This window comes from Erythrobacter sp. CCH5-A1 (assembly GCF_001557115.1).
In the GTDB taxonomy this organism is placed as follows: Bacteria; Pseudomonadota; Alphaproteobacteria; order Sphingomonadales; family Sphingomonadaceae; genus Erythrobacter.
Map to the genome: position 1 here is coordinate 1 of NZ_LSKQ01000110.1, position 23,063 is coordinate 23,063.

The 23,063-nt window shown below is 67.6% G+C and carries 17 protein-coding genes; 6 read left to right on the forward strand and 11 right to left on the reverse strand.

Translation table 11 applies throughout. The features are described 5' to 3' along the window. Positions 1 to 32: 32 nt before the first annotated feature. The 6 genes from AX708_RS05690 to AX708_RS05715 form a co-directional block, all read right to left on the reverse strand. Positions 33 to 623, reverse strand: coding sequence for a DEAD/DEAH box helicase family protein (locus AX708_RS05690; RefSeq protein ID WP_067489660.1), 591 nt, complete (start codon positions 621 to 623; stop codon positions 33 to 35). Between the two features lie 60 nt (positions 624 to 683). Further along, a complete protein-coding gene (locus AX708_RS05695) occupies positions 684 to 2,132 on the reverse strand; it encodes a site-specific integrase (protein WP_066525824.1) in 1,449 nt (482 codons plus the stop codon). A gap of 175 nt (positions 2,133 to 2,307) precedes the next feature. Then, the gene (locus AX708_RS05700) at positions 2,308 to 3,801 is read right to left on the reverse strand and encodes a tryptophan halogenase family protein (RefSeq protein WP_066525827.1); all 1,494 of its coding nucleotides are present in this window, start codon (positions 3,799 to 3,801) and stop codon (positions 2,308 to 2,310) included. Between the two features lie 14 nt (positions 3,802 to 3,815). Next, positions 3,816 to 4,850 carry a cupin-like domain-containing protein gene (locus tag AX708_RS05705; RefSeq protein WP_066525829.1) on the reverse strand — a complete coding sequence of 345 codons (1,035 nt, stop codon included), beginning with the start codon at positions 4,848 to 4,850 and terminating at the stop codon, positions 3,816 to 3,818. Further along, a complete protein-coding gene (locus AX708_RS05710) occupies positions 4,847 to 5,566 on the reverse strand; it encodes a SapC family protein (RefSeq protein WP_066525831.1) in 720 nt (239 codons plus the stop codon). The genes AX708_RS05705 and AX708_RS05710 overlap by 4 nt, the downstream gene beginning before the upstream one ends. A gap of 130 nt (positions 5,567 to 5,696) precedes the next feature. After that, positions 5,697 to 8,786 carry a TonB-dependent receptor gene (locus AX708_RS05715; RefSeq protein ID WP_233999614.1) on the reverse strand — a complete coding sequence of 1,030 codons (3,090 nt, stop codon included), beginning with the start codon at positions 8,784 to 8,786 and terminating at the stop codon, positions 5,697 to 5,699. A gap of 762 nt (positions 8,787 to 9,548) precedes the next feature. On the opposite strand from AX708_RS05715, the gene AX708_RS05720 reads away from it, so the two are divergent. The 3 genes from AX708_RS05720 to AX708_RS05730 are packed head-to-tail and all read left to right on the forward strand — an operon-like array spanning position 9,549 to position 13,143. Beyond that, positions 9,549 to 10,736 carry a PepSY domain-containing protein gene (locus tag AX708_RS05720; protein WP_066525833.1) on the forward strand — a complete coding sequence of 396 codons (1,188 nt, stop codon included), beginning with the start codon at positions 9,549 to 9,551 and terminating at the stop codon, positions 10,734 to 10,736. After that, complete coding sequence (locus tag AX708_RS05725) at positions 10,733 to 10,912, forward strand: hypothetical protein (protein ID WP_066525835.1); 180 nt, start codon at positions 10,733 to 10,735, stop codon at positions 10,910 to 10,912. Before AX708_RS05720 ends, AX708_RS05725 begins: the two co-directional genes overlap by 4 nt. A 38-nt stretch (positions 10,913 to 10,950) precedes the next feature. After that, positions 10,951 to 13,143: a TonB-dependent siderophore receptor gene (locus tag AX708_RS05730; protein WP_066525837.1), complete on the forward strand. Its 2,193-nt coding sequence runs from the start codon at positions 10,951 to 10,953 to the stop codon at positions 13,141 to 13,143. Here AX708_RS05730 and AX708_RS05735 read toward each other — a convergent pair. Next, positions 13,140 to 14,306, reverse strand: coding sequence for a cytochrome P450 (locus tag AX708_RS05735; protein ID WP_066525865.1), 1,167 nt, complete (start codon positions 14,304 to 14,306; stop codon positions 13,140 to 13,142). The genes AX708_RS05730 and AX708_RS05735 overlap by 4 nt on opposite strands. 163 nt (positions 14,307 to 14,469) lie before the next feature. On the opposite strand from AX708_RS05735, the gene AX708_RS05740 reads away from it, so the two are divergent. Continuing rightward, on the forward strand, positions 14,470 to 16,020 hold the full coding sequence (locus AX708_RS05740; protein ID WP_066525840.1) for an alpha-amylase family glycosyl hydrolase: 1,551 nt from the start codon (positions 14,470 to 14,472) through the stop codon (positions 16,018 to 16,020). Here the strand turns inward: AX708_RS05740 and AX708_RS05745 are convergent. Further along, positions 16,002 to 16,820 carry a helix-turn-helix transcriptional regulator gene (locus AX708_RS05745; protein WP_066525841.1) on the reverse strand — a complete coding sequence of 273 codons (819 nt, stop codon included), beginning with the start codon at positions 16,818 to 16,820 and terminating at the stop codon, positions 16,002 to 16,004. The two genes, AX708_RS05740 and AX708_RS05745, sit on opposite strands and share 19 nt — an antisense overlap. A 170-nt stretch (positions 16,821 to 16,990) precedes the next feature. Here AX708_RS05745 and AX708_RS05750 point away from each other — a divergent pair, with 170 nt between their 5' ends. Beyond that, a complete protein-coding gene (locus AX708_RS05750) occupies positions 16,991 to 19,201 on the forward strand; it encodes a GH92 family glycosyl hydrolase (RefSeq protein ID WP_066525843.1) in 2,211 nt (736 codons plus the stop codon). Here the strand turns inward: AX708_RS05750 and AX708_RS05755 are convergent. The 3 genes from AX708_RS05755 to AX708_RS05765 all read right to left on the reverse strand — a co-directional run bounded on the left by AX708_RS05755 (position 19,191) and on the right by AX708_RS05765 (position 21,877). Further along, positions 19,191 to 19,898: a VIT family protein gene (locus AX708_RS05755; RefSeq protein ID WP_066525846.1), complete on the reverse strand. Its 708-nt coding sequence runs from the start codon at positions 19,896 to 19,898 to the stop codon at positions 19,191 to 19,193. The two genes, AX708_RS05750 and AX708_RS05755, sit on opposite strands and share 11 nt — an antisense overlap. Positions 19,899 to 19,939: 41 nt before the next feature. After that, a complete protein-coding gene (locus tag AX708_RS05760; RefSeq protein WP_066525849.1) occupies positions 19,940 to 20,761 on the reverse strand; it encodes an SDR family NAD(P)-dependent oxidoreductase in 822 nt (273 codons plus the stop codon). An 84-nt stretch (positions 20,762 to 20,845) separates the two neighbouring features. Then, positions 20,846 to 21,877, reverse strand: a complete 1,032-nt coding sequence (locus tag AX708_RS05765; protein WP_066525854.1) for a chemotaxis protein CheB — start codon at positions 21,875 to 21,877, stop codon at positions 20,846 to 20,848. Positions 21,878 to 22,060: 183 nt separating this feature from the next. Between AX708_RS05765 and AX708_RS05770 the strand changes: the two genes are divergently transcribed. Next, a partial coding sequence (locus tag AX708_RS05770; protein WP_197425879.1) for a methyl-accepting chemotaxis protein occupies positions 22,061 to 23,063 on the forward strand: 1,003 nt, incomplete at its 3' end.

Genomic DNA, 23,063 nt, shown 5'->3' on the forward strand with positions numbered 1-23,063 from the left:
CACCGGATTCTCATCTTGATTGTCGCGCATTCTCATTCTGATTGTCGCGCGACAGTCTTGCCCGCGCCGGTGGCCATCTGGATCAGGGTGCGCGGCTGGTCCTGGGCGAGCGAGTGCTCGATCCCCTCAATGGCCTCGACCTGGCACTCGCGGAGCCCTTGGGTGTCCAGCGGGGGCATCTGTGTGAGGCGTGCCCGCACGCTCGAACCTGACTTGAGCCATTCCAGCAGCGTTTCGGGCTTGTGGAAGGCGAAGAGGCGGCGGGATCGAGGGGATGGGTCGGCACGGTCCGCGAACATGATCTCGGCCCCGCTCGCCTCATATCCGAAGCGCAGGGGAGAGCCCCAGCTAGCAAGCTGCTCTGGTGCGCCGTGTTGGTAACGCGAGGACTGATCGGCAACGCCCGACAATGTGTTGCCCTCAGGCTTGGCCTCGATCACCCCGCAGGCTTTCCCGTCGACGAGCAGCAGGTAATCGCAGGGACCGGAGGCCATAGGATACTCGCGCACGGCGACCCCGAGGGACGCCTTGCGGTTAAGCGCTTGGCGATCCTGGATCACCCACCCAGCCGCCTCGAGCTGGGCGTCGATCAGTTTTCGCGCTTCTTCCTCCGGCGTCCCCATGGCCGCACCATGCCGCAACGGTGAAGAAACGCAACCATATCAGTGAAGTCAGCAGCGGGCTTACGAGCGCTTCGGGCTGATGGCCTTGGGGTACTGAACGAGTTCCACCAGCTCCTTCAGGCGAGCGAGGTTGAGCCCCTGGGGCGAATAGATCCCATAGGTGAAGCCCGCTTCGTGACCCACCAGCCGCGCCACCTCAGACTGATGGACGCCGCGCTGCTCGAGCTGGCTGACGAAGTTCTTCCGCGCCGAGTGGAAAGTGAACCTGCGGCTGGTGAAGCCAGCTGCCCGCTTCCAAGCACCGAAAAGCTTCGAGGCATCGCCGGTGCCACTCTTGCGTGGCCCCTCAGGCTTGAAAGTGGGCCAGACCAGCTCGTCCGCCCCTCCCTTGTCCTTCGCGAGCAGCCAGCCAAGCTGGGAATGGATCGGCACCTTGCGCCGACCGGCCTCGGTCTTGGCGTCCTCGACCAGGATATAGTCCACCCCCTCCTCAGACCGGACGCGCCCCCAGGTGAGCTCCGCGAGTTCACCGAGCCGCATGCCGGTGTACAGCGCGGCGACAAAGACCTCGACGATGTCCTCCCGCTTCGGTAGGTGGAGGAAAAGCTTCTCGAGATCGGGAGTCTCCCACGCGAGATAGGCCTTCTTCTTCACCTGCGGCAGCTTGAGCTTGAAAGGGTTGTCCCCGCTGCAACGCCCATGCTGCTTCGCCCAAGCCCAGATCTGGCTCAGCACGACCATGTGCCGCTTGATGGTGGCCGGAGCGAGACCCCGCTGCTCTCCTTCTGCTGCATCGATGGACTGCTGAAGCGATAGACCCGTCAACCCGCCGCGCCCGTAGTTTGGCGGCAGCTTCTTCAGCAACTCGACGAAGGCGGCGGCATCCCTCTCGGTCACCTCGCGGATCGACCGGTCGCCCCAGAAGTCGACGAAGATCCTTATGGCCGAGCGATACTGTGAGGCGGTGTTGCTGGGACGTCGATCCCTGCTAGTTTCCCAGCTGCCGATCCACTCGTTCGCGACCGTCTGGAAGTTCGGCTCATAGCGCTCGCGATGGTTGGGCTTCTTGCCCTTGCGCAGCCGCAGCCCGTCTAGGAGTCCCCTGAGCGCGGCCTCCTCGTCTACACTCAGGATCGGATCACCATCCTCGTCATATCGCCGCCCTGGTTTGTCGAGAATCTTGTCGACTGCGAGTTCGACGCCGAGGTCGACAGGATCGTCTTCGGGTCTGCCAAAGGCCAGGATCTCATTCTCAAGCACGGCCTTCACTGAGTCGTCGTAGGTGCTGCGAGTTAGCGCCTGCTTGGCCTGGGGCACGCCTTCAAGGGCGAGGAAACGCAGCTTGTATTCACCGGCCAACTGCTTGGCTTTGGCCTCGGCAAGCCTCTCATCCCGCGTCGAAAGCGTCTGTTCGACCCGAGCACGTCCACCGAAGTGCTCACGCAGGTGTGCCGGTATCTCGAGCTGGAAGTACCAGCCCCGTTTTCTCCGCTTCAGGTAACGCGCCATGTGCCTCCCACGATGCCCTACAGGGGCACCAATCTGGGGCACTTTCTGGGGTCACTACCCCTTCAAGTCAATGTTTTTCAATCCCTTCATCTGCTTACGGCTAGCTAGAAAATAATCCTGTCTCCCCGACCACTTCCTGCCCGCCCGCCCATGCACCCCGGCGCGCGCGCGTGCTTCATGCCGCCACCGGCGCAGCGAGGTGATCGAGGAAGGCCTGATGGCTCGGCAGGCCCGCCACGGCCTTGCCGATGCCCTGCGCCAGTTCCGCGAGGCTCCGTCCCAACCGCTCGCGCCCGATCATCTGGCCGAGCCGGTGATGCGCCTCGGGCTTGAGCCCCTGCCCCAGCATCACCTGCACCCAGGAATCGATCCGGAACAGCTCGTCGCTCGCCTGGAAGGCCGTGGCGCTTTCGCGGAACAGGGCGATCCGGCTGGCGAGGCTTTCGGGAAGGTCGAGCGCGCGGCAGCCGTCCCAGAAGGGCTCGCCCTCGCGGGCGTTGAGATGGTAGTGGAGAATGATGAAATCGCGGATGCCCTCCAGCTCGGTGCGCGAGAGCTGGTTGAAACGGTCGGCCAGTGCCGCGGTCACGCCGTCGAAGGGGAACAGCTGCATCAGCCGGGTGACGGCGATCATGATGAGGTGGATCGAGGTCGATTCCAACGGCTCGACGAAGCCCGATGACAGGCCGATGGCGATGCAGTTGCGGTTCCACGCCTTGGCCCTGGTGCCGGTGCGGAAGCGGATCACGCGCGGCTCGGTCAGCATTTCGCCTTCGAGCCTGCCCTTGAGGCGGTCAAGCGCGGCATCGTCGGACAGGTGGGCGCTGGCATAGACCAGGCCGTTGCCGACCCGGTGCTGGAGCGGGATCTGCCACTGCCAGCCAGCATCATGCGCGATCGCGCGGGTATAGGGGCGCGCGGGCCCCGCGGCGGCGGTCTGCACCGCGAGCGCGCGGTCGGTGGAGAGCCAGTGGGTCCAGTCCTCGAACCCGGTCTCCAGCGTTTCCTCGATCAGCAGCCCGCGAAAGCCGGTGCAGTCGATGAACAGGTCGCCCGCGACAACCGAACCGTCATCCAGCGCGAGCGCGGCGATGTCGCCGCTCTCGCCGTCACGCCGCACCTCAAGGATGCGGCCCTCATGGCGGGTGACGCCGAGCTTCTCGGCGAAGTCGCGCAGGAACAGGCCGTAGGCGGTCGCATCGAGGTGGTAGGCATAGTTGAGCGGCACGCTGCCGCCGGTGCGGAACTTGCCCGCGAGCGCAGCCTGCGTTTCGAGGCTGTAATCGCCCAGCGGCCCCGCCACGCCCAGCGCGCGGGCCTCGAGCCACATGTGCTGGAAATCGGCCATCCAGGTCGAGCGGCCGGTGACCCCGAAGGAGTGGAAATACCGCTCCCCCTCGCGGGTCCAGTTCTCGAAGGAAATGCCCAGCTTGAAGCTCGCCCCCGTGGCGCGCAGGAACTGGGCCTCGTCCAGCCCCAGCAATTCGTGGAAGCGGCGGGCCGTGGGGATGGTGCTCTCGCCCACGCCGACGGTGCCGATTGCGTCGGATTCGACCAGCACGATCTCTATCAGCGGGCCGAGATTTTTCACCAGCGCCGCCGCCACGGTCCAGCCGGCGGTGCCGCCGCCTGCGATCACGACCTTTCTGACCGGCTTGCCTTGTCCCATCGCCTTGTTCCTCCCTACCGGTTGAGCCGCGCCGCGACCTGTGCCCGCAACCGCCGCGCCGCGAGCGCATCGAGCGGCGCGAGCGGCCCGCGCGCATGTTCGGGCAGATGCGCGCCCGCTGCCGGGGCATCGTCGCCGAAGACGTAGTAATCGAAGACCTCGCGCCACGCCGCGCGCTCGCCCGCCGGCCGGTCGCGCAAGCTGAGCAGCGCGTGCAGCAATGTCGTCTGCGGCGTGTCGAGGAAGGCAGGCACCGGGTTCCACCAGTAGTTCGCCAGCACATTGAACGGCGCGAGGGCATCGACCTGGTGCCACCACATTGCCGGGTAATAGAGCACGTCGCCGGGCGCGAGGTCGGCGATGATCGCGGCCTCCATCGCCTGCGCGAAACGGGGGAAGCGCGCCAGATCGGGCGCGGCCAAATCGACCATCGTCACCACCTGCCCGCCGGGTGTCGGCTCGAGCGGGCCCGGGTAGAGATTGGCGATCTGGTCGGGCGGGAACAGCGTGAACCGCCGCGCGCCCGCAAGGCAGCAAGCGAGGTTGTGCGAGATGTCGTAATGCGCCGCGGCCGTCGTGCGGTTGCCGATCCAGATGCTCGCCAGCGGGGGCTTGTGCGCGAAATCGGGGTGAGTGAGCGCAAGGTCGTTGGCGGCGCGGAAGCCGGGGAGGAATTGGTCGATATCGGTCGATCCAACATAGATCGCCGGAGCCTGCGGATCGCCCTCGGCCGCAATCAGCGCATCGAGCACTTCGCCCAAAGGCGCGCGGGCGCTCGCAAAATTGAAGCCGGAGACCTTGGCGTCATAATGGAACCGCCCGGCGATTTCGGGCGGGCCGGTGTAGACCGTGACCGGCGCGTCCCCCGCGTGTCCGCGCAGATAGGCGGCAGCGGCGGCAGCGCCCTCGCGCCCGGCCTCAACCACCGGCCAATGCGAGGCCACGCCTTCGAGCACCACCGGTGCCTGTGCGGCGAACAGGTCATCGAACGGGATCGCGGCAGGATCGACCCCTGCAAGGCGGCGGGCCGGCGTGCCCCATCCGCTCATGCCGCCGCGCCCGCAAGTGCGCGCGCGGCCATCCGGTTGGCCAGCTGCTGCATGTTACCCAGCGAGGCGGCGAGCATGAAGGCCGAATGGAGGAAGCCCGCGCGGTGGAGTGTGTCCAGCTCCCCGCCGCCGAGCGCTGCCAGCCGCTCGCGGTCGATCGTCTGCGCATCGGAAATGGCATAGGCCCGGTCGGGCCCGGCGCGCAGCTGGATGTCGAACGCCCGCAGCAGCCCCGCGCCGCTCAGCGCCTCGACCAGCGGATCGAGCAGGCCATTGCCGACATAGATCGCCCGCAAGGTGCCCAGCATCGCCTCCAGTGCCGGGGCCTGTCCGCCATGTTCGAGAAACAGCGGCGCGCCCGTGGTGCGCGACAGGCGCGGGTGGTCGGGATCGACGAGGATCTGAAGCTCGCCCGTGCCCTCCGCCGCGGCGATCGCGAAGGGGCGCGCGTCGAGCACCGCCGGGACATAAGCGCTCTGCCAGCTGCCGTCAGGGCCGAGGAACAGGTTGTCGTCCCGGTCCAGCCCAAGCACCGCCACCGGGCGCAGGCGGCCCTCGGCATCAGGGCGCAGCAGGATCGGAAATTCGCGCGCCGCCGCCTCGAATTCGGTCGGATAGACCAGCACCTGATTGACGCTGTCACCAAAGGCACGCCCGCCGCGCGCGATCAGGCGCAGATCGTGGTGGTCGACATTGTTGAGGAGAACCTTGCTCATCCCGTCCCGCCCGGTTCGTTCGCACGTTTCGGCATAGTGCCGCACGAGTGCTGGAATCTCAACGCAGGAAGGGGAGGCGGCCTGCCCCGTCGCAGGCCCCCTCCCCCGTTTCCTTGCGCGATGCGCGGTGTCAGAACCGGTAGCGCACCCCGGCGAACAGACGCGGCTTCAGCTCCTGCGCGAAAAACAGCTGCTTCTCGTCGCGCCCGAAGGAGCGGATCGGTTCGCTCAGGATGTTCACCGCTTCGAGGCTGAAGGCGAGGCTTTCGTTGAAGTCCCAGTTGACGCTGGCATCCAAGGTGCCGAAGTCATCGAAGAACACCGGGTTGCGTGCCCCCCCGCGGTTGACCCCGCCGAGGAACTTGCCGCGCCAGTTGTAGGCGACGCGCGCCGACAGGCCGTCCTTGTCGTAGATCCCGGTAATATTGTAGCTGTCCGAAAGACCGATCAGCGCAAAGACATCGGTGTTGGGGTCCGACAGGATGTTCACATCGACATCGCCGTACACCTTGGTCAGCGAGCCCGAGACGCCGAAACCGCTGTCGCCGAAGAAGTACTGGCCCTGCAGTTCGAACCCGTGAATGTTGCCTTCCCGGTTGTTTATCGGGGTCGCCACGTCGAACACGAACAGCGGATCGGTGCCGTTGGCGATCACGTCCCGCTGGGCGAGGACGGTATCGACGAAGGCCTGATCGAGCTGCCCGTTTGCGCCGAGGTTCGCCTGGAACTGCTGGCGCGCGGCGGCGACGTTGCCGTTGTTGGCATCGATCAGAGCGGTGAAGGTGAACAGGCTGACATCGCTCAGCACCGCACCGAGGTTGGCGATCTCCGCCGCCGCCGCGCCCGAACGGGTGCCGGCCGCGCCGGTGGTGGGATCGCGCAGGCCGAACAGGTTCTGCTCGACCTGGCCGATCCCGACGAAGTTCGACACCTTCTTGTAGAAGAAGGCCCCCGAAATGAAGCTCGCCGGAGCGAAGTACCATTCGAGGCTGATGTCGAAGTTGTCCGAGACCAGCGGGTCGAGATCGGGGTTGCCCTGCGTGCCTGCGGCGATCCCGCCAAGCAGCGTCGGGCGATCCGGGCCGTTGGCCGATTGCGAGGCGAACAGGTTGCCGTAATCGGGCCGGGCGAGCGTCTTGGAGTAGGACACGCGGGCCACAACATCGTCGACCGGCTCGATCCGGAAGTCGATCGAGGGCAGCAGCTCGTTGTATTCGCCCGTGCGGGTGATCTCGGCGATGTTGCCGCTCACCACGCGGGTGAAGTCGTTGTCCGAATCCCATTCGATGCGAAGCGGCTGGTCGACCAGCGAGAACGAGGTGGTCTTGGTGTTTTCCCAACGCACGCCGGCCACCAGATTGGCCGGACGGTCGCCGATCTGGCCATCCCAGTTGAACTGGGCATAGGCCGACCAGATCTCTTCGCCAACGCGGTCGAATTCGTTGCCGGTGATGTTGTTGGGATTGCCGCGCGCGGCGTAGAAGGGTTCGAAGATCTGGAACAGGTCGACGGCATTGCCGCGGAAGGCGATCCCCGCGTCGCCCACGGCGTAGCGGTCGAACTGGCAGGCGAGGCAGAACTGCTCGACCAGGTTGCCCGCCTGCGCCTGGATGTCGCCGACATTGTTGATGCCCCAGTCGCCCAGCGTCTGCTGGGTCTGGACACGCGCGCTCGTCATGCTCGAATCGATGTAGCGGGCGCCGATATCGAAGCGGCTGCCTTCATCGAACTCCCAGCCGAGGTCGACGCTGAACTGGTCGATCCGGTGGCGCTGGCGCGAGGCATTGGTGCGTTGGATCTGCGTGCCCAGGTCGCCGATGTCGAGCACGCCATTGTTGTTGCCACGGTCGTCGGCCGTGCCGCGGATGCCGTCGGTGCCGAGCCCGCGGTCATTGACCACGTAGCGCTGGATCGGCACCGGGCCCGAGAAGTCGACCGAGTGCGAATCGACCACCGGCGCGCCGAGGCTGACGAGGGTCGAGCTCGCCCCATTGGCCGAATCCGGGTCGGAGGTGGACAGCGAATGGTTGCCGTCGAGCCGCAGGGTAAAGCCCGATCCGATCTCCCATTCGGCGTTGAGGCCATAGGACTGGAGTTCGGTCTTGGTCGCGCGGTATTGCTGTTCGAAACCCAGATCCTTGGTGGCATAGCCGCTGCCCTCGGAGATGAAGATCGAGGTCGGCACGGCATCGCTGGGATCGAAGGTGATCGTGTCGAACGGGCGGTTGAACCAGTTGGTCTGATCGGTGCGCTGCTCGCTCAGACTGTTGGTCACATACATCGCGTCAGCCGTGAAGGTGAGCGTTTCGGTCGGCTGAAATTGCGCCGTACCGGCAAGGTTCAGGCGCTCGCGCTCGAACTCCGAGAAGTGGTAGCGGCTGTCGTTGGGCACCGCGACCAGCGTATCGGGGCTGCTCGGCGCGCCGGTGACGACTGTCGCCGCGCCGCGGCCGGGGAATTGCGAGAAGGGCGCGACGTTCCAGGCGTTGGAGGTGGCGCTCGCCGCGGCGCTGCTGCGCTCCTGATAGGCGCCGAACAGCGAGACGCCGAAGGTGTCGCTGGGATCGGTCCAGGTGATGACGCCGGAGAATTCCGGGTTGATCGTGAAGTCCGAATTGCTGAGGTCATAGAGCGCCTTGGCACCGATGCTGCCGCGCAGGCCCTCGCCCTTCATCTCGAGCGGGCGCGCGGTCACGACGTTGATAGCCGCCCCGATGCCGCCCGAAGGGATCGCCGCGCGGCCGGTTTTGTAGACCTCGAGCCGCTGCACGCCTTCCGAGGCGAGGTTGTTGAAATCGAACGAACGGCCGGTCGCGCGGCTGAAGTCGACATCCTGGTCGCCGCCGACGGCATTGACGAAGGTGGTCGCGATCTGGCGCCCGTTGACGGTAACGAGGTTGAACTGCGGGCCGAAGCCGCGGACCGTGACCTGCGAGCCTTCGCCATTGATGCGGCTGATCGAGACGCCAGGGATGCGCTGGAGGGATTCGGCGAGGTTGGTGTCGGGGAACTCGCCGATGTCTTCGGCCGAAATCGCATCGACCACGCCGAAGGCATTCCGCTTGAGATCCATCGCGCGTTCAAGGCTGGCACGCACGCCGGTGACGATGATTTCCTGCCCTTCGCTTTCCGGTGTTTCGGACTGGTCCGCGGCATCCTGCGCCGCCGCCGGCGCGGCCATCAGGCCGAGCGCGAGCGCCGATGCGCTGGCCGAAAGCAAGATCCGGGTCCCGCTGGACGCGGGCCGACGACGAACGCTATTTGAGGCCAAAGCCTTCATGACTGATCTCCCTCCCATTGGTGGCATTGGCGCCACTCTGATGGAAGCGCCTCATGCCGCGTCGGCATGTATGATAGCGCTACCATTGGGTTCGTTATATTCAGGAATCTTCAGAAGTCAATCGGGCTGCAATGTGGGCAGGGACCAGTACAATTCGGTCCAACACCTTTGATTGCCTTGGCTTAACCAGGTGATTGACGCGCTCATCGCTGAGTCGCTGCGATGGAAAAGCGAAAAGTTAGCGCAATCATCGCTCCACACAGAGCGGGATATGGCGCAATATGGGCACGCGGCCGAACAACGCAGGCGCGGCATGCGACCAGGCGACACGCGGGCCAGGGCCACGCTCGCTCAAATGACCAGCGACCACTGTCGAACCTTTTTGCGAATGCGATTCGATATTATCTACAACCCCTCGCCAGGATGAACTTCTGCGTTGCCCGGGCGGAACCGATCGCAAGGTGAGAAGGTCCAACTGGTTCGGCCACCGCCAACCTTCGTCGAAGCCCGACAATGCCCCTCGCAAAACGGGGGCTCCATGCAATCCGCAGATAATTGCGATTGATTCGCATTTACAAATAATCGACCCCCTGCTAACCGCTCCCCACAGACAAGACAGGGGTCTTCCATGCTTGAAGCCGATACCACTTCCGCTGTCGCGACTCGGGTCGCGGGCTCGTGCTCCCCGCGGGAGCCACGGGCATGACCCGCACCGGAATTCGGGCCTGGGCGTGGGTCCACAAGTGGTCGAGCCTCATTTCAACCGCCTTCCTGCTGATGCTGTGCGTCACCGGCCTGCCGCTGATCTTCCATGACGAGATCGACCGGCTGACCGGGGAACCGCCCCGCTTCGGCATGCCGGGCGTCGGCTCCTCGGGCACCGCACCGGGGCTGCTGTCGTTGGACACGATGCTCGCCCGCGCGCTTGCCAACCGGCCGGGCGAGGTGCCGCTCTACATGGCCTTCGACAACGACCAGCCCTCGATGACGATCACCACCGGCCCGCGCCCCGATGCGCCCGCGGCCGAGATGACCATCCAGTCCTTCGACCGTTCGACCGGCAGGTTGATAGAGGCGGTGAACGAGGACAGCGTCAGCGGTGTTGCGGCAGTGATGCATTTCATCCTCGAGCTGCACACCGACATGTTTCTCGGCCTGCCCGGCATGCTGTTCCTCGGCGTCATGGGGCTGTGCTTCGTCGCCGCGCTGGTCTCGGGCGTGGTGCTTTACGCGCCTTTCATGCGCAAGCTCGACTTCGGCACGCTGCGCACGGCCCGAGCCGCGCGCACCAAGTGGCTGGATTACCATAACCTCCTCGGCATCACCGCGCTCGCGTGGATGCTGGTGGTGGGGGTGACGGGCGTGATCAACGCCTTTGCCGTGCCGATCGAGGCCGCGTGGAAAGCCAATGAGCTCGCCGCGATGACCCGCGAATATGCCGGGCGCGCTCCGCTCGATCCGGCGCGCTACGGCTCGCTCGACAAGGCCATGGCCGCCGCCCGCGGGCGGCTTCCCGGCAACAACCCGCAATTCATCGCCTTTCCCGGCGGCACCTTCAGCTCGAACCACCACTACGCGGTGTTCTTTCAGGGAGACACGCCGCTGACCGAGCGCCTGCTGACGCCCGCGCTGGTCGATGCCGAGACCGGCACCTTTACCGCCGCGCGGCCGATGCCGTGGTACTATCAGGCGCTCTCGCTCTCGCGTCCGCTCCATTTCGGCGATTACGGCGGGCTGCCATTGAAGCTGCTGTGGGCGGCGCTGACGCTGTTCACGATCCATGTGCTGGGGACCGGGCTGTATCTGTGGCTGGGCAAGCGCAAGGCCCCAGCCGCTGCCCCCGCCCCGTCCGCCCCGGTGCCCGTGCCTGTCGCCGAACCCGCCGAATGAGCCGGCCCCGTTCCCTCCCGGCGATCTTCGCATGGCCGCTCGCGCTCTTCGTGCTCGGCATCGCGGGTCTCGTCATCGCGCTGACGGGTGACGGCTGGCGCGATGGTGCCGCCTGGGCCGCGCTCGCCGCGCCGCTTGTCGCGGTAGCCGCCGCGATGCGCTGCAGCCGCCGCTGAACCCGATTTCCCTCTCCCCACCAACCAAGGAACCCAGAGTGACTGTTTCTCTCCTCCGTTGCCGCCTGCTGACCGCCACCGCCATTGCGCTCGCGCTCCCCGCCCTCCCGGCCACCGCGCAGGAGCAGGGCGACGAGACCACCATCATCGTCACCGCCCAACGCGCCAACCAGTCGGGAGTCGAGCAGGCAGGCAGCGTCGGCGTGCTCGGCGACAAGGACGCGGCCGACGTTCCCTTCTCGATCCGCAGCTACAACGAGGCGCTGGTCCTCAACCAGCAGCCGCAGACGCTCGGGCAGGTGCTGGAGAACGACCCGACGATCCGCACCACCACCGGCTTCGGGATCGCGGGCGAACTGTTCGTGATCCGCGGCTTTGCGCTCGCGGGCGACGACGTGGGCTATGACGGGCTTTACGGCATCATGCCGCGCCAGCTGGCCGCGCCCGAGCTTTACCAGTCGGTGCAGGTGTTGAACGGGTCGAGCGCCTTTCTCAACGGCGCGGCCCCCGGCGGCACGGGACTGGGCGGGAGCGTCAACCTGATTCCCAAGCGCGCCGGGACGGCCGATCTCAACCGCGTGACGGCAGGCTTCACGGGTCCCGAGCACATCGGCGGCAGTTTCGACATCGCGCGGCGCTTCGGCGCGGGCGGCGAATGGGGCATCCGCGTCAACGGCACCGCGCGCGGAGGCGACGTGGCGATCGACGACGAATTCCGCAGCACCTATGTGCTCGGAGCCGCGATCGACTACAATTCGGGGCCGCTGCGCGCCTCGCTCGATGTTGCCTACCAGCGCGTCAAGGTCTCGCACTTCCGGCCCAAGCTCTCGATCGCCGGGCTCGCCGTCATCCCCGAGGCGCCTGACGCCTCGACCAATTTCGGCCAGCCGTGGCAATACACCACCCTGCGCGACATCTTCGGCCAGGCGCGGATCGAATACGACATCGCGCCCGGCGTCATGGTCTACGCCGCCTTCGGCGCGCGCGACGGGGCGGAAGAGGGCATCTACAGCACGCCCACGCTCACCAACGCCGCGACCGGCGCGATCAATGTCAGCAGCTCCTTCATCCCGCGCACCGACAACAACGAGGCCGCCACCGCCGGGGTGCGCGCGAAGTTTGCGACCGGCGGGATCAGCCACGAGGTCAATGCGGGCGGCGCGATCAACTGGCTGGTCAACCGCAACGCCTACGAGTTCTTCGCGCTCTCGCCGGAAGCGAACAATCTCTACGCGCCCGTTGCCGTCACGCCGTCGCAGACGGTGACCTTCGCGGGCGGTGATCTGGCCGATCCCTTCCCCATCGGTCGCACCCGGCTGACGAGCGGCTTCGTGTCGGACACGCTCGGCTTTGCGGATGACCGGGTGCTCTTCACCGCGGGTCTGCGCGTGCAGGCGATCCGCACCCGCTCCTACTCCTATTTCGGCGGCGCGCTGACGAGCGAGTATGACGAGAGCAAGGTCACCCCCGTCTTCGGCGTGGTGGTGAAGCCTGCCGCAGGCGTCTCGCTCTATGCCAACCGGATCGAGGGGCTGGTGCAGGGCGCCGTTGCCCCCGCGAGCGGCGCGAATCCCGCGGGCGGCGCGCCGCTGCCGGTGACCAATGCGGGCGCGGCGCTGCCGCCTTTCGTCTCCGAGCAATACGAGATCGGCGGCAAGCTGGCGCTGGGCGGGATCGACCTGTCGCTCGCCGCCTTCCAGATTGACCGCGAGACGGCGATCCTGCGTCCCTCGCCCACCACGACAGGCGCGCTGGAATTCGGTCCCTTCGGCGTGCAGCGCAACCGCGGGGTGGAGTTCACCATCGCGGGCGACCTGGCCGAGGGATTGCGCCTGATCGCGGGCGGATCGGTTATCGACGCCAAGCTGCGCCGTACCCAGAACGGGGTGAACGAGGGCGCGCAGGCGGTCGGCGTGCCCGAATATCTGGTCAACGCCAACCTCGAATGGGACGTGCCCTTCGTCCCCGCGCTCACTCTCACCGGCCGCGTGGTGCACACCGGCGAGCAGGCGGCGAACATCGCCAACACCCTGTTTATCGAGAACTGGACGCGGGTGGACATCGGCGCGCGCTATGTGGCGGTGGTGGCGGGCAGGCCGCTGACCATGCGCGTCACCATCGATAACGTCGCGGACGCGGACTACTGGGCCTCGGCCTTCGACAGCTTCCGGCCCGATCTGCAGCTGGGAGCCCCGCGCACCTTCAAGGCCTCGCTGACCTACGACTTCTAGTTGCTCTCGATCCGCACGGTGAGGCTCCGGAAACCCACCGTGCGGACGAGGTCGCCATAGCGCTCCGCGCCCGGCTCGGCCGCGAGCACGGTGATCGCGCGGGTGCGCGCGCCGAGCTGGCGGATGAGGCTGCGCAGCAGCGTGCGCGCGTGCGCTGCGCCGAGGCAGTTGTGGTGCCCGCTGCCGAAGCCCAGATGCGGGTTGGGCGCGCGGTCGAGGCGCACTTCCTCGGGGCTATCGAACACGGACTCGTCGAAATTGGCCGAGGCCCAGCACAGCGAGGCGCGCGCGTTGGGGACGACCCTCTGCCCGCCGACCTCGGCGCCGCGCGGGCACACCCGCCCGATATGGGTGAGCGGCGAGGTGACGCGGACGAATTCCTCGACCGCGAAGGGGATCCGCCGGGGATCGGCGCACAGCGCATCGAGTGCCGCACGGTTCTCGGCGAAGAAGGCGATGATCGCCGAGACTGCGGTGATCACCGTGTCGCGCCCGCCGGCAAAGACGAGGTTGGCGATCCCGGCCATCTCGTCGTCGGTGAGCGGGCGGCCGCCAATCGCCATGCGGGTCATCGCGCCGAAGAAATCCTCCCCTGGCGCGGCGCGCGCTGCGGCGATGCGGGCGCGGATGTGGCGGTCGAGCGCCGATCCCTTGGTCGTGCTGTCCGTGCCATCGCGGAACACGTGAACGCCCCAGCCGATCCATTCCTCCGCCTCGGACTCGGGCAGGCCCAGCAGCAGCGTGAGCGCGCGCGATTGCAGCGGCAGGGCAAAGCCGCGCACCACCTCGATCTCGCCTGCGGTGGCGGCAGCATCGATCGCGCGCGCGACCAGCGCGTCGATCGCGGCGATGTAATCGGGCTGGACGGGGCGCATGAAGGTCGGCTTCAGCAGATCGCGCCATGCCTTGTGCGCAGGCGGATCGGTCTCGATCGGCAGCTGGCGCACCGAGCGGACCGCCGTCTCCTCGGGGATCGGCACGCGGCCCGGCGCGTCGGAGCTGAAGGTCTGCCAGTCGCGCGCCGCCGCCCGCACCGCGCGGTGGCCGAGGATCATCGGGATCGGCTCGCCCGCGAAATCCACCACCAGCACGCCATCCGCGCGGCGGGCGGGGCCGAAGGGGTCGCCTGAGTCGGCGGCTTTGTCGGCGGCGGGGTCGGTCACGGCAGTCACGCGGGACCTGTGCACAAAGCCGCCCCCGCTTGTCTTGCGCAACTTGCCCCAGCGCATGGAATCGACAGTTTTTGACCGCCACAGCGCAAGCATGGCCGACAGACGACAGGGATCGGACAGATTATCCTGCCGCCCATAACAGAGAGGATCACCGATGAAACGCGCCCCCGCCGCCCTGGTGGCCGCCTTCGCCAGCGCGCTTGCGCTGCACGCCGCCCAGCCCGCCGCCGCCGCGCCTGAACCGGCGCGCGACGTGCTCGAGGGCGAGGTCGTCTACCACATCTTCCAGCGCAGTTTCCGCGACAGCAACGGCGATGGCCACGGCGATCTCGAGGGCGTGCGGCAGGCGCTGCCCTATCTCGAAAAGCTCGGCGTCACCGCGATCCTGATGACCCCGCTCTACCCGGGGCGCACCTACCACAATTACTTCGCCACCGATTTCGAGGGGATCGACCCGCGCTACGGCACCCGCGCCGACTTGCAGCGCCTGATCGCCGACGCCCATGCCAAGGGCATCAAGGTCTTTCTCGACATGGAGTTCCAGTATCTTGCCGAGGGCCACCCGTGGTGGTCGGCAGCGATGGCCGACCGCGCCTCGCCCTACAACGACTGGATGCTGTGGGACGACCGCGCGGCGGGCATCGCCGAGGAAGGCCCCTTTGGCCTCAGGGAAATCCGCCATTTCGGGCGCGACACCCACGGGGTGACCACGGTCGCGCTCAAACACCCCGATGTGCGCGCCTATTTCGACCGCTATCTCGCAGGCTGGGTCGACCCCAATGGCGACGTCCAGTTCGACGACGGGGTCGACGGCTTCCGGCTCGATCACATGATGGACGATCTCGACAGCAAGGGGCGGCTGACGAACCTGTTCGAGGAGTTCTGGAATCCCGCCATCGCCAAGCTGCGCGCGACAAATCCAGATCTCGCCTTCCTCGCCGAACAGTGGGACTGGAAATATGGCGAGGACTACCTCGCCCGCGCCGATGTCAGCGCGGTTTTCGCCTTCCCGATCCACGACGCGATCCGCAAGTTCGATGCCGCCGCGCTGGCGCAAGCGATCACGCGCACGGGCGAGGTGACGCCGCCGGGCAAGACCCAGATGATCTTCGCCGAGAACCACGATGTCAGCCGCATCGCCTCCGACCCCGGCATCAGCCCCGAGCGCCTCAGAACGGCAGCAGCGCTGATGTTCCTGCTGCGCGGCACGCCGATCGTCTATTACGGGCAGGAGCTCGGCATGCGCGGCGCCTATGACGCGGGCTACACTACCGACGAGCGCGACATTCCGATGCGCGAGGCCTTCAAGTGGGCCGCGACCGACGCCGCTCCGGGGCAGGCGCTGTGGTACAGGCGTCCGGGCGAGCGCTACTGGGACCAGCGCTATGCCCGCGACCACGACGGCGTGTCGGTCGAGGAGGAGGATGGCAACCCTGCCTCGTTGCTCAATCACTACCGCAAGCTTTTCGCCCTGCGCGCCGCCCATCCGGCGCTCGCGCGCGGCACGCAGCGGGTGCTGGAGGCGCCGGCCGGAATGCTCGCGGTCGAGCGCGTCTTCGATGGCGAGCGGCTGGTGATCGTCGCCAACCTCACCGGCGCCCCTGCCGCCGTCCCCGCGCTGGCGGGTGACGGGCCCGACCTCATCTCGGGCGAGCGCAAGCCCCTGCGCGCGTGGCAGACCGCGCTCTACCGCCCCGCCAGATAGCGCCGTCGGAAGTCGCTCGGCGAGACGCCGAAGCGCTTCCGGAAGGCGGCGGTGAAGTGCGAGGGCGTCTGGAACCCGCTGCGCCAGGCGATGTCCGAGACCCGCGCGCCCTCGGTCATGAGGCTGCGGGCGGCGGCACGCAGGCGGAATTGCCGGGCATATTCGGCAAATCCGACGCCGAAGGCTCGGGCAAAGGCGCGCGAGAAATATGTCGGCGAGAGGTGGCAGCGCGCCGCCGCTTCCTCGACCGTCACCAGCCGGAAATCGGCCTGGACCACCAGATCGAGCGCAGGGCGCAGGCGGTGGAGGCTGCGTTCAGCGGCCGTCGTCTCGGCCTGAGGTGCAGTGCCCGGCAGCTCGTTGAGCAACAGCCGGGTGAGCATCACCACATCCCCCGCCCGGCCAGGCGCCTCGGCGAGCGCCACCAGCCAGTCGAACCCCGCCGCCAGCCGCGCCGCGACTGCCGCGCCGGGCCGGATCGCCTGCGCGGCGGAGAGGTTCTCGTAGCCCAAGGATGCGTCGCAATGCACCAGCACCCATTCGGTCGCCCCGGGATCGAGGCGGAAATCATGCGTGGTCATCGCGGGCAGGAACAGCAGCGTACCGTCCGAAATGGGGAGCATGCCCCATTCGGTCGCCACGCTGCCCTCGGCGCGGGCAAACCAGATCAGTTCGGCCGGCTCATGGAAATGCGGAAAGGGCTCGGGCGCGCTCGAGGTGGCAGGGCGCAGCACGCGCTCGACCCGGACCGAGGAGGCCGGATCGAGCGCAATCGGCTCGCAGAGTGCGCCGGTGTCCATAGGTCAAGGATAGAACAGACTTGGCGGGTGCGCGTCAACGGGTCAGGCCTGCCGTGCGAGCCGAAATGACAAGGATCGGACAGAAATTCGCCGCATGGGAGCAATCTGCAAAGGGCTTGCCGGCCCGCCAAACCTGCTATGCATGAGCGCAGGAGGGGGAGGAGCTCCGCATGAAGGCATGGAAGCGTCTGGTCGCAGGGGTGGTGGCACTCATGACTGCCGCCGCGCCCACCGGTGCGCAGCCCGAAACGCCCGCGCCCCCGGCCCCCGGCCCCTCGGCTTACGTCGATCCCTTCATCGGCACCGACGGCACCGGGCACACCTTCCCCGGACCTGCGCGTCCCTTCGGGATGATCCAGCCCGGGCCCGACAATGCCGATACCGGGTGGGACTACACCTCGGGCTACCAGTACCGCGCGCCGCAGATCATCGGCTTCTCGCACACGCGGGCGAGCGGGACAGGGATCCCGGAGCTGGGCGATGTCTTGCTGATGCCGTCCGCCACCCGCCGCGCGGCGATGGCGAGCGGCAAGGCGGACGAGGTGGCGCGCGCGGGATATCACGCCGTCACCCTGCCGGACAACGGCGTCAAGGTGGAGCTGACCTCCAGCTTGCGCAGCGCGATGCACCGCTACACCTTCGCGCAGAGCGGGCGCGTGTGGGTGCTGGTCGATCTCCAGCACGGGCTCACCTTCCGCACCGATGAACAGCCGGTGCAGTCCATCACCAACCGCTTCGGCACCGACAGCTTCGAAGGCGAAGCATTCCGCCGCAACTGGACCAAGCGCACAATCGCCTGGAGCGTGCGTTTCAACCGCCCGATCGCGGCGGTCGAGACCCTGCCCCCGCGCAAGGGGGACGCGGCGCCGCGCTACGTGCTCGCCTTCGATCTGCCGGAAGGCGAGAGCACCTTGCTGGTCAAGGCGGGGATGGCGACCACCGACCCCGCAGGCGCGCGCGGCAACCGGGACGAGGTGTTCGGCTGGGACTTCGACGCCCTCGCCGCTGCCGCGCGGGCCGAGTGGGACGCGCTGCTCGCGCGCGCCACGATCGAGGGGCCCGAAGGCCAGCAGCGGGTGTTCACCACCGCGCTCTACCACGTCTTCCTCCACCCCTCGGTGGTGAGCGATGCGGACGGTCGCTTTCGCGGGCCCGACGGGACCATCCGCACCGCGCCAAAGGGGCACCTGCGCTACTCCACCTTCTCGCTGTGGGACACGTTCCGCGCCGCCCATCCGCTCTACACTCTGCTGGTTCCTGAAAGGGTGGACGATTTCGTGGCCTCGCTGCTCGATCACCAGCAGGCGGCTGGGCGCCTGCCCAAGTGGCCGATCTGGGGCGGGGAGACCGGCACGATGATCGGCGAACCCGCGCTTCCCGTCATCGCCGAGGCCTGGGCCAAGGGGTTTCGCGGCTTCGACGGCCAGCGCGCCCTGGCGGCGATGGTCGCGACATCAACCCGCGATGCCTCGCCCATCTACGAGGGCGACCACTCGATCTCGCAATGGTCGCTCTATGATCGCTACGGCTATTACCCCACCGACGCCACCGGCGGCGAGGCGGTGTCGCGCAGCCTCGAGGCGGGGATCGGCGATGCGGCGACCGCGCGCATGGCGGCGATGCTGGGAGACACGGCCGAGGCGAAGCGCTTCGGCAAGCGGGCGGAAAGCTGGCGCAAGCTGATCGACCCCGAAACGCGTTTGGCCCGCGGGCGCGATGCGGCGGGCAAGTGGCGCGAACCCTTCGATCCGCTCACGCCCACATCACCGCTCAACAACCCGGGCGACTATACCGAGGCGAACGCCTGGCAATATACTTGGACGCCTGCGCTCCACGACCCCGAGGGCCTCGTGAAAGCGCTGGGCGGCAGGAAAGCGGCGGGCGCGATGCTCGACCGGTTCTTCTTCGAGCTGCCGGTGACCAAGGGCGCGGAATATCTCGGGCAGGAGGCGATGATCGGGCAATATGCCCACGGCAACGAGCCGAGCCACCATGTCGCATGGCTATATGCCTACACCGACCGCCCTGAGCGCACCGCGGCGCTGGTGCGGCGGATCGCGGAGAGCTTCTATCGCGACACCCCCGATGGCCTCGTCGGCAACGAGGATGCGGGGCAGATGAGCGCCTGGTATGTCTTCGCGACGCTGGGCTTCTACCCGCTCGATCCGGTCAGCGCGCATTATGTCGCAGGCCTGCCGCTGACCCCGCGCGCGGTGCTGCGGGTTCCGGGGCGCGCCGAACTGACCATCGAACAGGCGGGCTGCAAGGAGGGCCCCGTCGGCGTCTCGCTGGGGGGCAAGGCCTATCCGGTCACCGCCCTGCCCCATGCGGCACTGGTGAAGGGCGGGACGCTGACTCTGACTGGCTGCGCTAGACGCTGACGCCGAACAGGCGGCCCACGGCAGCCGTGCTCGCCATGGCGAAGACCCCCCAGCCGACCACGCGCAAGGTCGCCGGGACGAGCGGCGCGGCCCCCGCCTTCGCGCCGAGCACGCCGAGCACCGCCAGCGCCAACACCGAGACCACGACCACCGTCACCATGATCGCGCCCGCTGGAGCCAGCAAGGCGGCGATGAGCGGCACGGCGGCGGCCGCACTGAAGGTCACGCCCGAGGCGAGCGCCGCCTGCAGGGGATTGGCTGCAAGGTGTTCGGCGAGGCCCAGCTCGTCGCGCACATGCGCCGCCAGCGCATCGCGCGCGCTGAGTTCGCGGGCCACCAGCGCGGCAGTGGCCTCGCTGAGGCCGCGCGCGCGGTAGATCGCGGCAAGCTCGGCCTCCTCGTCGTCGGGCGTGGCAGCAAGCGCCTCCTGCTCGCGGGCGATGTCGGCCTGCTCGGAATCGGCCTGACTGGAGACCGAGATATACTCGCCCGCCGCCATCGACATCGCGCCTGCAATCAGGGCGGCCACCCCTGCCACCAGCACGGGGCCGGCCTCGGGCGTCGCCGCCGCCACGCCGATAATCAGCGAGGCGACCGAGATGATACCGTCATTCGCCCCCAGCACCGCCGCGCGCAGCCAGCCGGTGCGGTGGACATAATGCGGATCGTCGGGGTGAGCGCTGTTTGCCGTGGCCATGGACCCTTGTCCGCCTTCGCTCCCGCCAAGGCAAGCGCAACCTAGGTTGCAGACCAGCCCGCGTCGATCATCAGTGCCGATCCCGTCACCACCCGCGCCGCCTCGCTCACCAGATACATCACCGCCGCCGCTGACTGCTCGGAGGTGATCTTTTCCTTGATGAGATGCGGGGTGAGCTGGAGTTCGTAGGCCTCCTCGATCCCGAGCCCCCGCGCGGCGGCCAGATCGTCGGTCGCGGCCGCGACCATCGGGGTGTCGACGAGGCCGGGGCACAGGGCGTTGACGGTGATCTTGTGCTCGGCCAGCTCCCCTGCCATCGCGCGGGTCAGCCCCATCATACCGTGCTTGGAGGCGCAGTAATGGGCATAGCCGGGGGTGCCGACATGCCCCGCGACCGAGGCGATGTTGACGATCCTCCCACCTCTACCGCCCGCGATCATGTGCGGCACCGCGGCGCGGATCACCCGCCATGCGCCGGTGAGGTTGACGTCGATCATCGTGGTCCACATCGCCTCGTCGAGCTCGTGCGCGGGGCGGCCGCCGGTGAGGATGCCGGCATTGTTGACGATGATGTCGATCCGCCCGAAGGCCTCCATCGCCGCCGCGACGAAAGCCTCGACCTGCGCCATGTCGCGCACGTCGCAAGCCATGGCGAGCGCGCGCACCCCGTGTGCCTCAATGCCTTGCGCGACCTCGCCCAGCGCCCCGCCGAGCGCATAGCCGACCGTTTCCATCGCCGCCGCGCCGACATCGCAAACCGCGACATCCGCGCCGGCCTCGGCCAGCGCCAGCGCGATCGCCTTTCCCTGCCCGCGCGCGGCGCCCGTCACCAGTGCGGCCTTGCCTGCAAGTGTCCCTGTCATGTCCTGTCCCTTCCCTGTCCCGGGAAAGAGACTATTCGCCTGGCGCGATTTCCCAAGCGGCTGAAGTGATAGGTGAGGGCAGGTTCAGGCGGCGGCGTTGGTCTGCTCGAGAATCCAGTCCGGGATGGCCTCCTGCCGCAGGTCGGCAAGCTCCAGGCCTTGCGCACGCACCGCGTCATAGCGGTCGCGCGGGGCGTAGTCGGCCGGGCGCTGGACGAAGATCTTGCCCTTCGTCTCGGCAAGGATCGCAAGGCCGCGCACCCCATCGTTGCCGTTCCCGGTGAGCAGCCCGCCGAGCGCGGGCAGTCCGCTCCGCGCAAGACTGCCGAACAAGAGGTCGGCCGAAGGGCGGCAGCCATTCACCGGATCGCGCTCGACGAGCCTGAGGCGCGGCGGCTCGCCCGCCTCGATGATGACATGGCGGGTCGGATCATGCGCCAGCCACACCTTGCCCGGTTCGAGGCTGACGCCATCGACCGCATCGCCCAACTGGCACGGCAGCGAATGGCGCATCGCGCGCACGGCGTTTTCGACCGCGTTCGGGTCGGCGTCGAACAGCACGATCGTCGGCGGACAGCCGGCATCATAGGCGGCAAGCACCTGGCGCGCGCTCTCGATCCCCGCCGCTCCGCAGGCGAGCGCGACGATGCGGCCATCGGAGCGGTATTTCGCCCCGCCAGCGCCGCCTTCGGCGCCCTCGCCGCCGGGCTTCAGCTCGCCCGATGCCGCCTTCACCACGATATCGCCGAGCTGGCGCACGGTCGCATCGAACTCCTCGCGCGAGGTGTGCAAGGGCTTGGGGAAGCAATGCACCGCGCCCAGCTCGAGCGCGCGGCGCGCGGTGCCGGTGCCGGCCTGCGTGATCGAGGACAGCATGATCACCGGCATCGGACGGGTTTCCATCACCTCCTCGAGAAACTCCATCCCGCTCTTGCCCGGCATCTCGACATCGAGCGTCAGCACATCGGGCCTCAGCTTTTCGAGCTGGTCGCGGGCCTCGTCGGCGTTCTTGGCGGTGCCGCACACGGTGACACCCTTGGCATTGTCGAGAATGTCGCAGAACAACGCGCGCATCGCGGCGGAATCGTCGACTACCAGTACCCGTACATTGGCCATGTTCGCTCAGCCTCTTGATTGACGGCTCGCATTAGGCCGCGAGCGCCGAACAAATTCGCGCGCGCAGGCTAGGGGGAAGCGCATAGGGGCGTGACAGCGACGGCTTATCGACCAAGCGCGTAGAGGAGACCCTGTATCACTCCGGCGCACTGCAGCGGCCGGGCCATGACGAGGCAAGCTCCAATGACGATCGAGCAGTATTCGCGTATCGCCGGCATGACGCTGTGCTCCATGCTGGCCGCGATCCTGCTGCTGGCCGGGATCGGGATCAATCACATCCGCAACGGCGGGCCGCTCGACAATGGCGAGCAGATGCTGTCGGATTTCCGCGCGGATATCCTGCCGCCGCCGATGTTCCTTGTCGAAAGCTTCGCCAACGCGAGCATCATGACCATCCACCGCGATGCCTATGCGATCAACGAGAAGCGGCTGGCCGATCAGGAGAAGACCTATTGGGATTCCCAGCAACGCTGGGCGCAGAGCGCGCTGTCGGATGATCTGAAGGCCGGTCTGGCGGCGAACGCCCAAACGACCGGCAAGGCCTTCTGGGACGAGGTGAACCAGTCGCTGAAGCCCGCCGCGCGGCGCTGGGATCAGCCAGCCATGGCCGCCTCGCACCGCCGGCTGCTGGAAATCTACCGTGCCCACCGCGCGGGGATCAACGATCTGGTCGCCCGCAGCGAGAAGGAAACCGCGGCCTCGATGGACGAGAATGCCTTCATCCAGATCCTGATCATCGGCGGCGCGTGCCTTGCGGTGCTGCTGGTTCTGGGGAGCTTCGTGGCCGCCTATCTGGCCTTCCGCCGCAAGGTGCTCTGGCCGATCTACATCACCATCGAGACCATGCGCGACATGGCGGCGGGCGATGTCGATGCCGGGATCACCACCAACCACCGTGCGGATGAAATCGGCACGATGACCCGCGCGATCGAGACGTTCCGCGCGGCGATGAAGTCCGACAAGGCCCGCTCGGCCGAGCAGGCCGAAGTGGTCGCGACGCTTTCGGGCGCACTGGACAAGCTCGCGGCGGGTGACCTCTCGCATCGCATCGCGGCGATGCCACCGGGCGAGCACCAGCGGCTGCAGGAAGCCTTCAACGCCTCGGTCGGGCGGCTCGAGACGATGATCGCCCAGGTGCGCGCCACGGTGGGCGGGGTCACGACCGGTTCGGACGAGATCCGCGCCG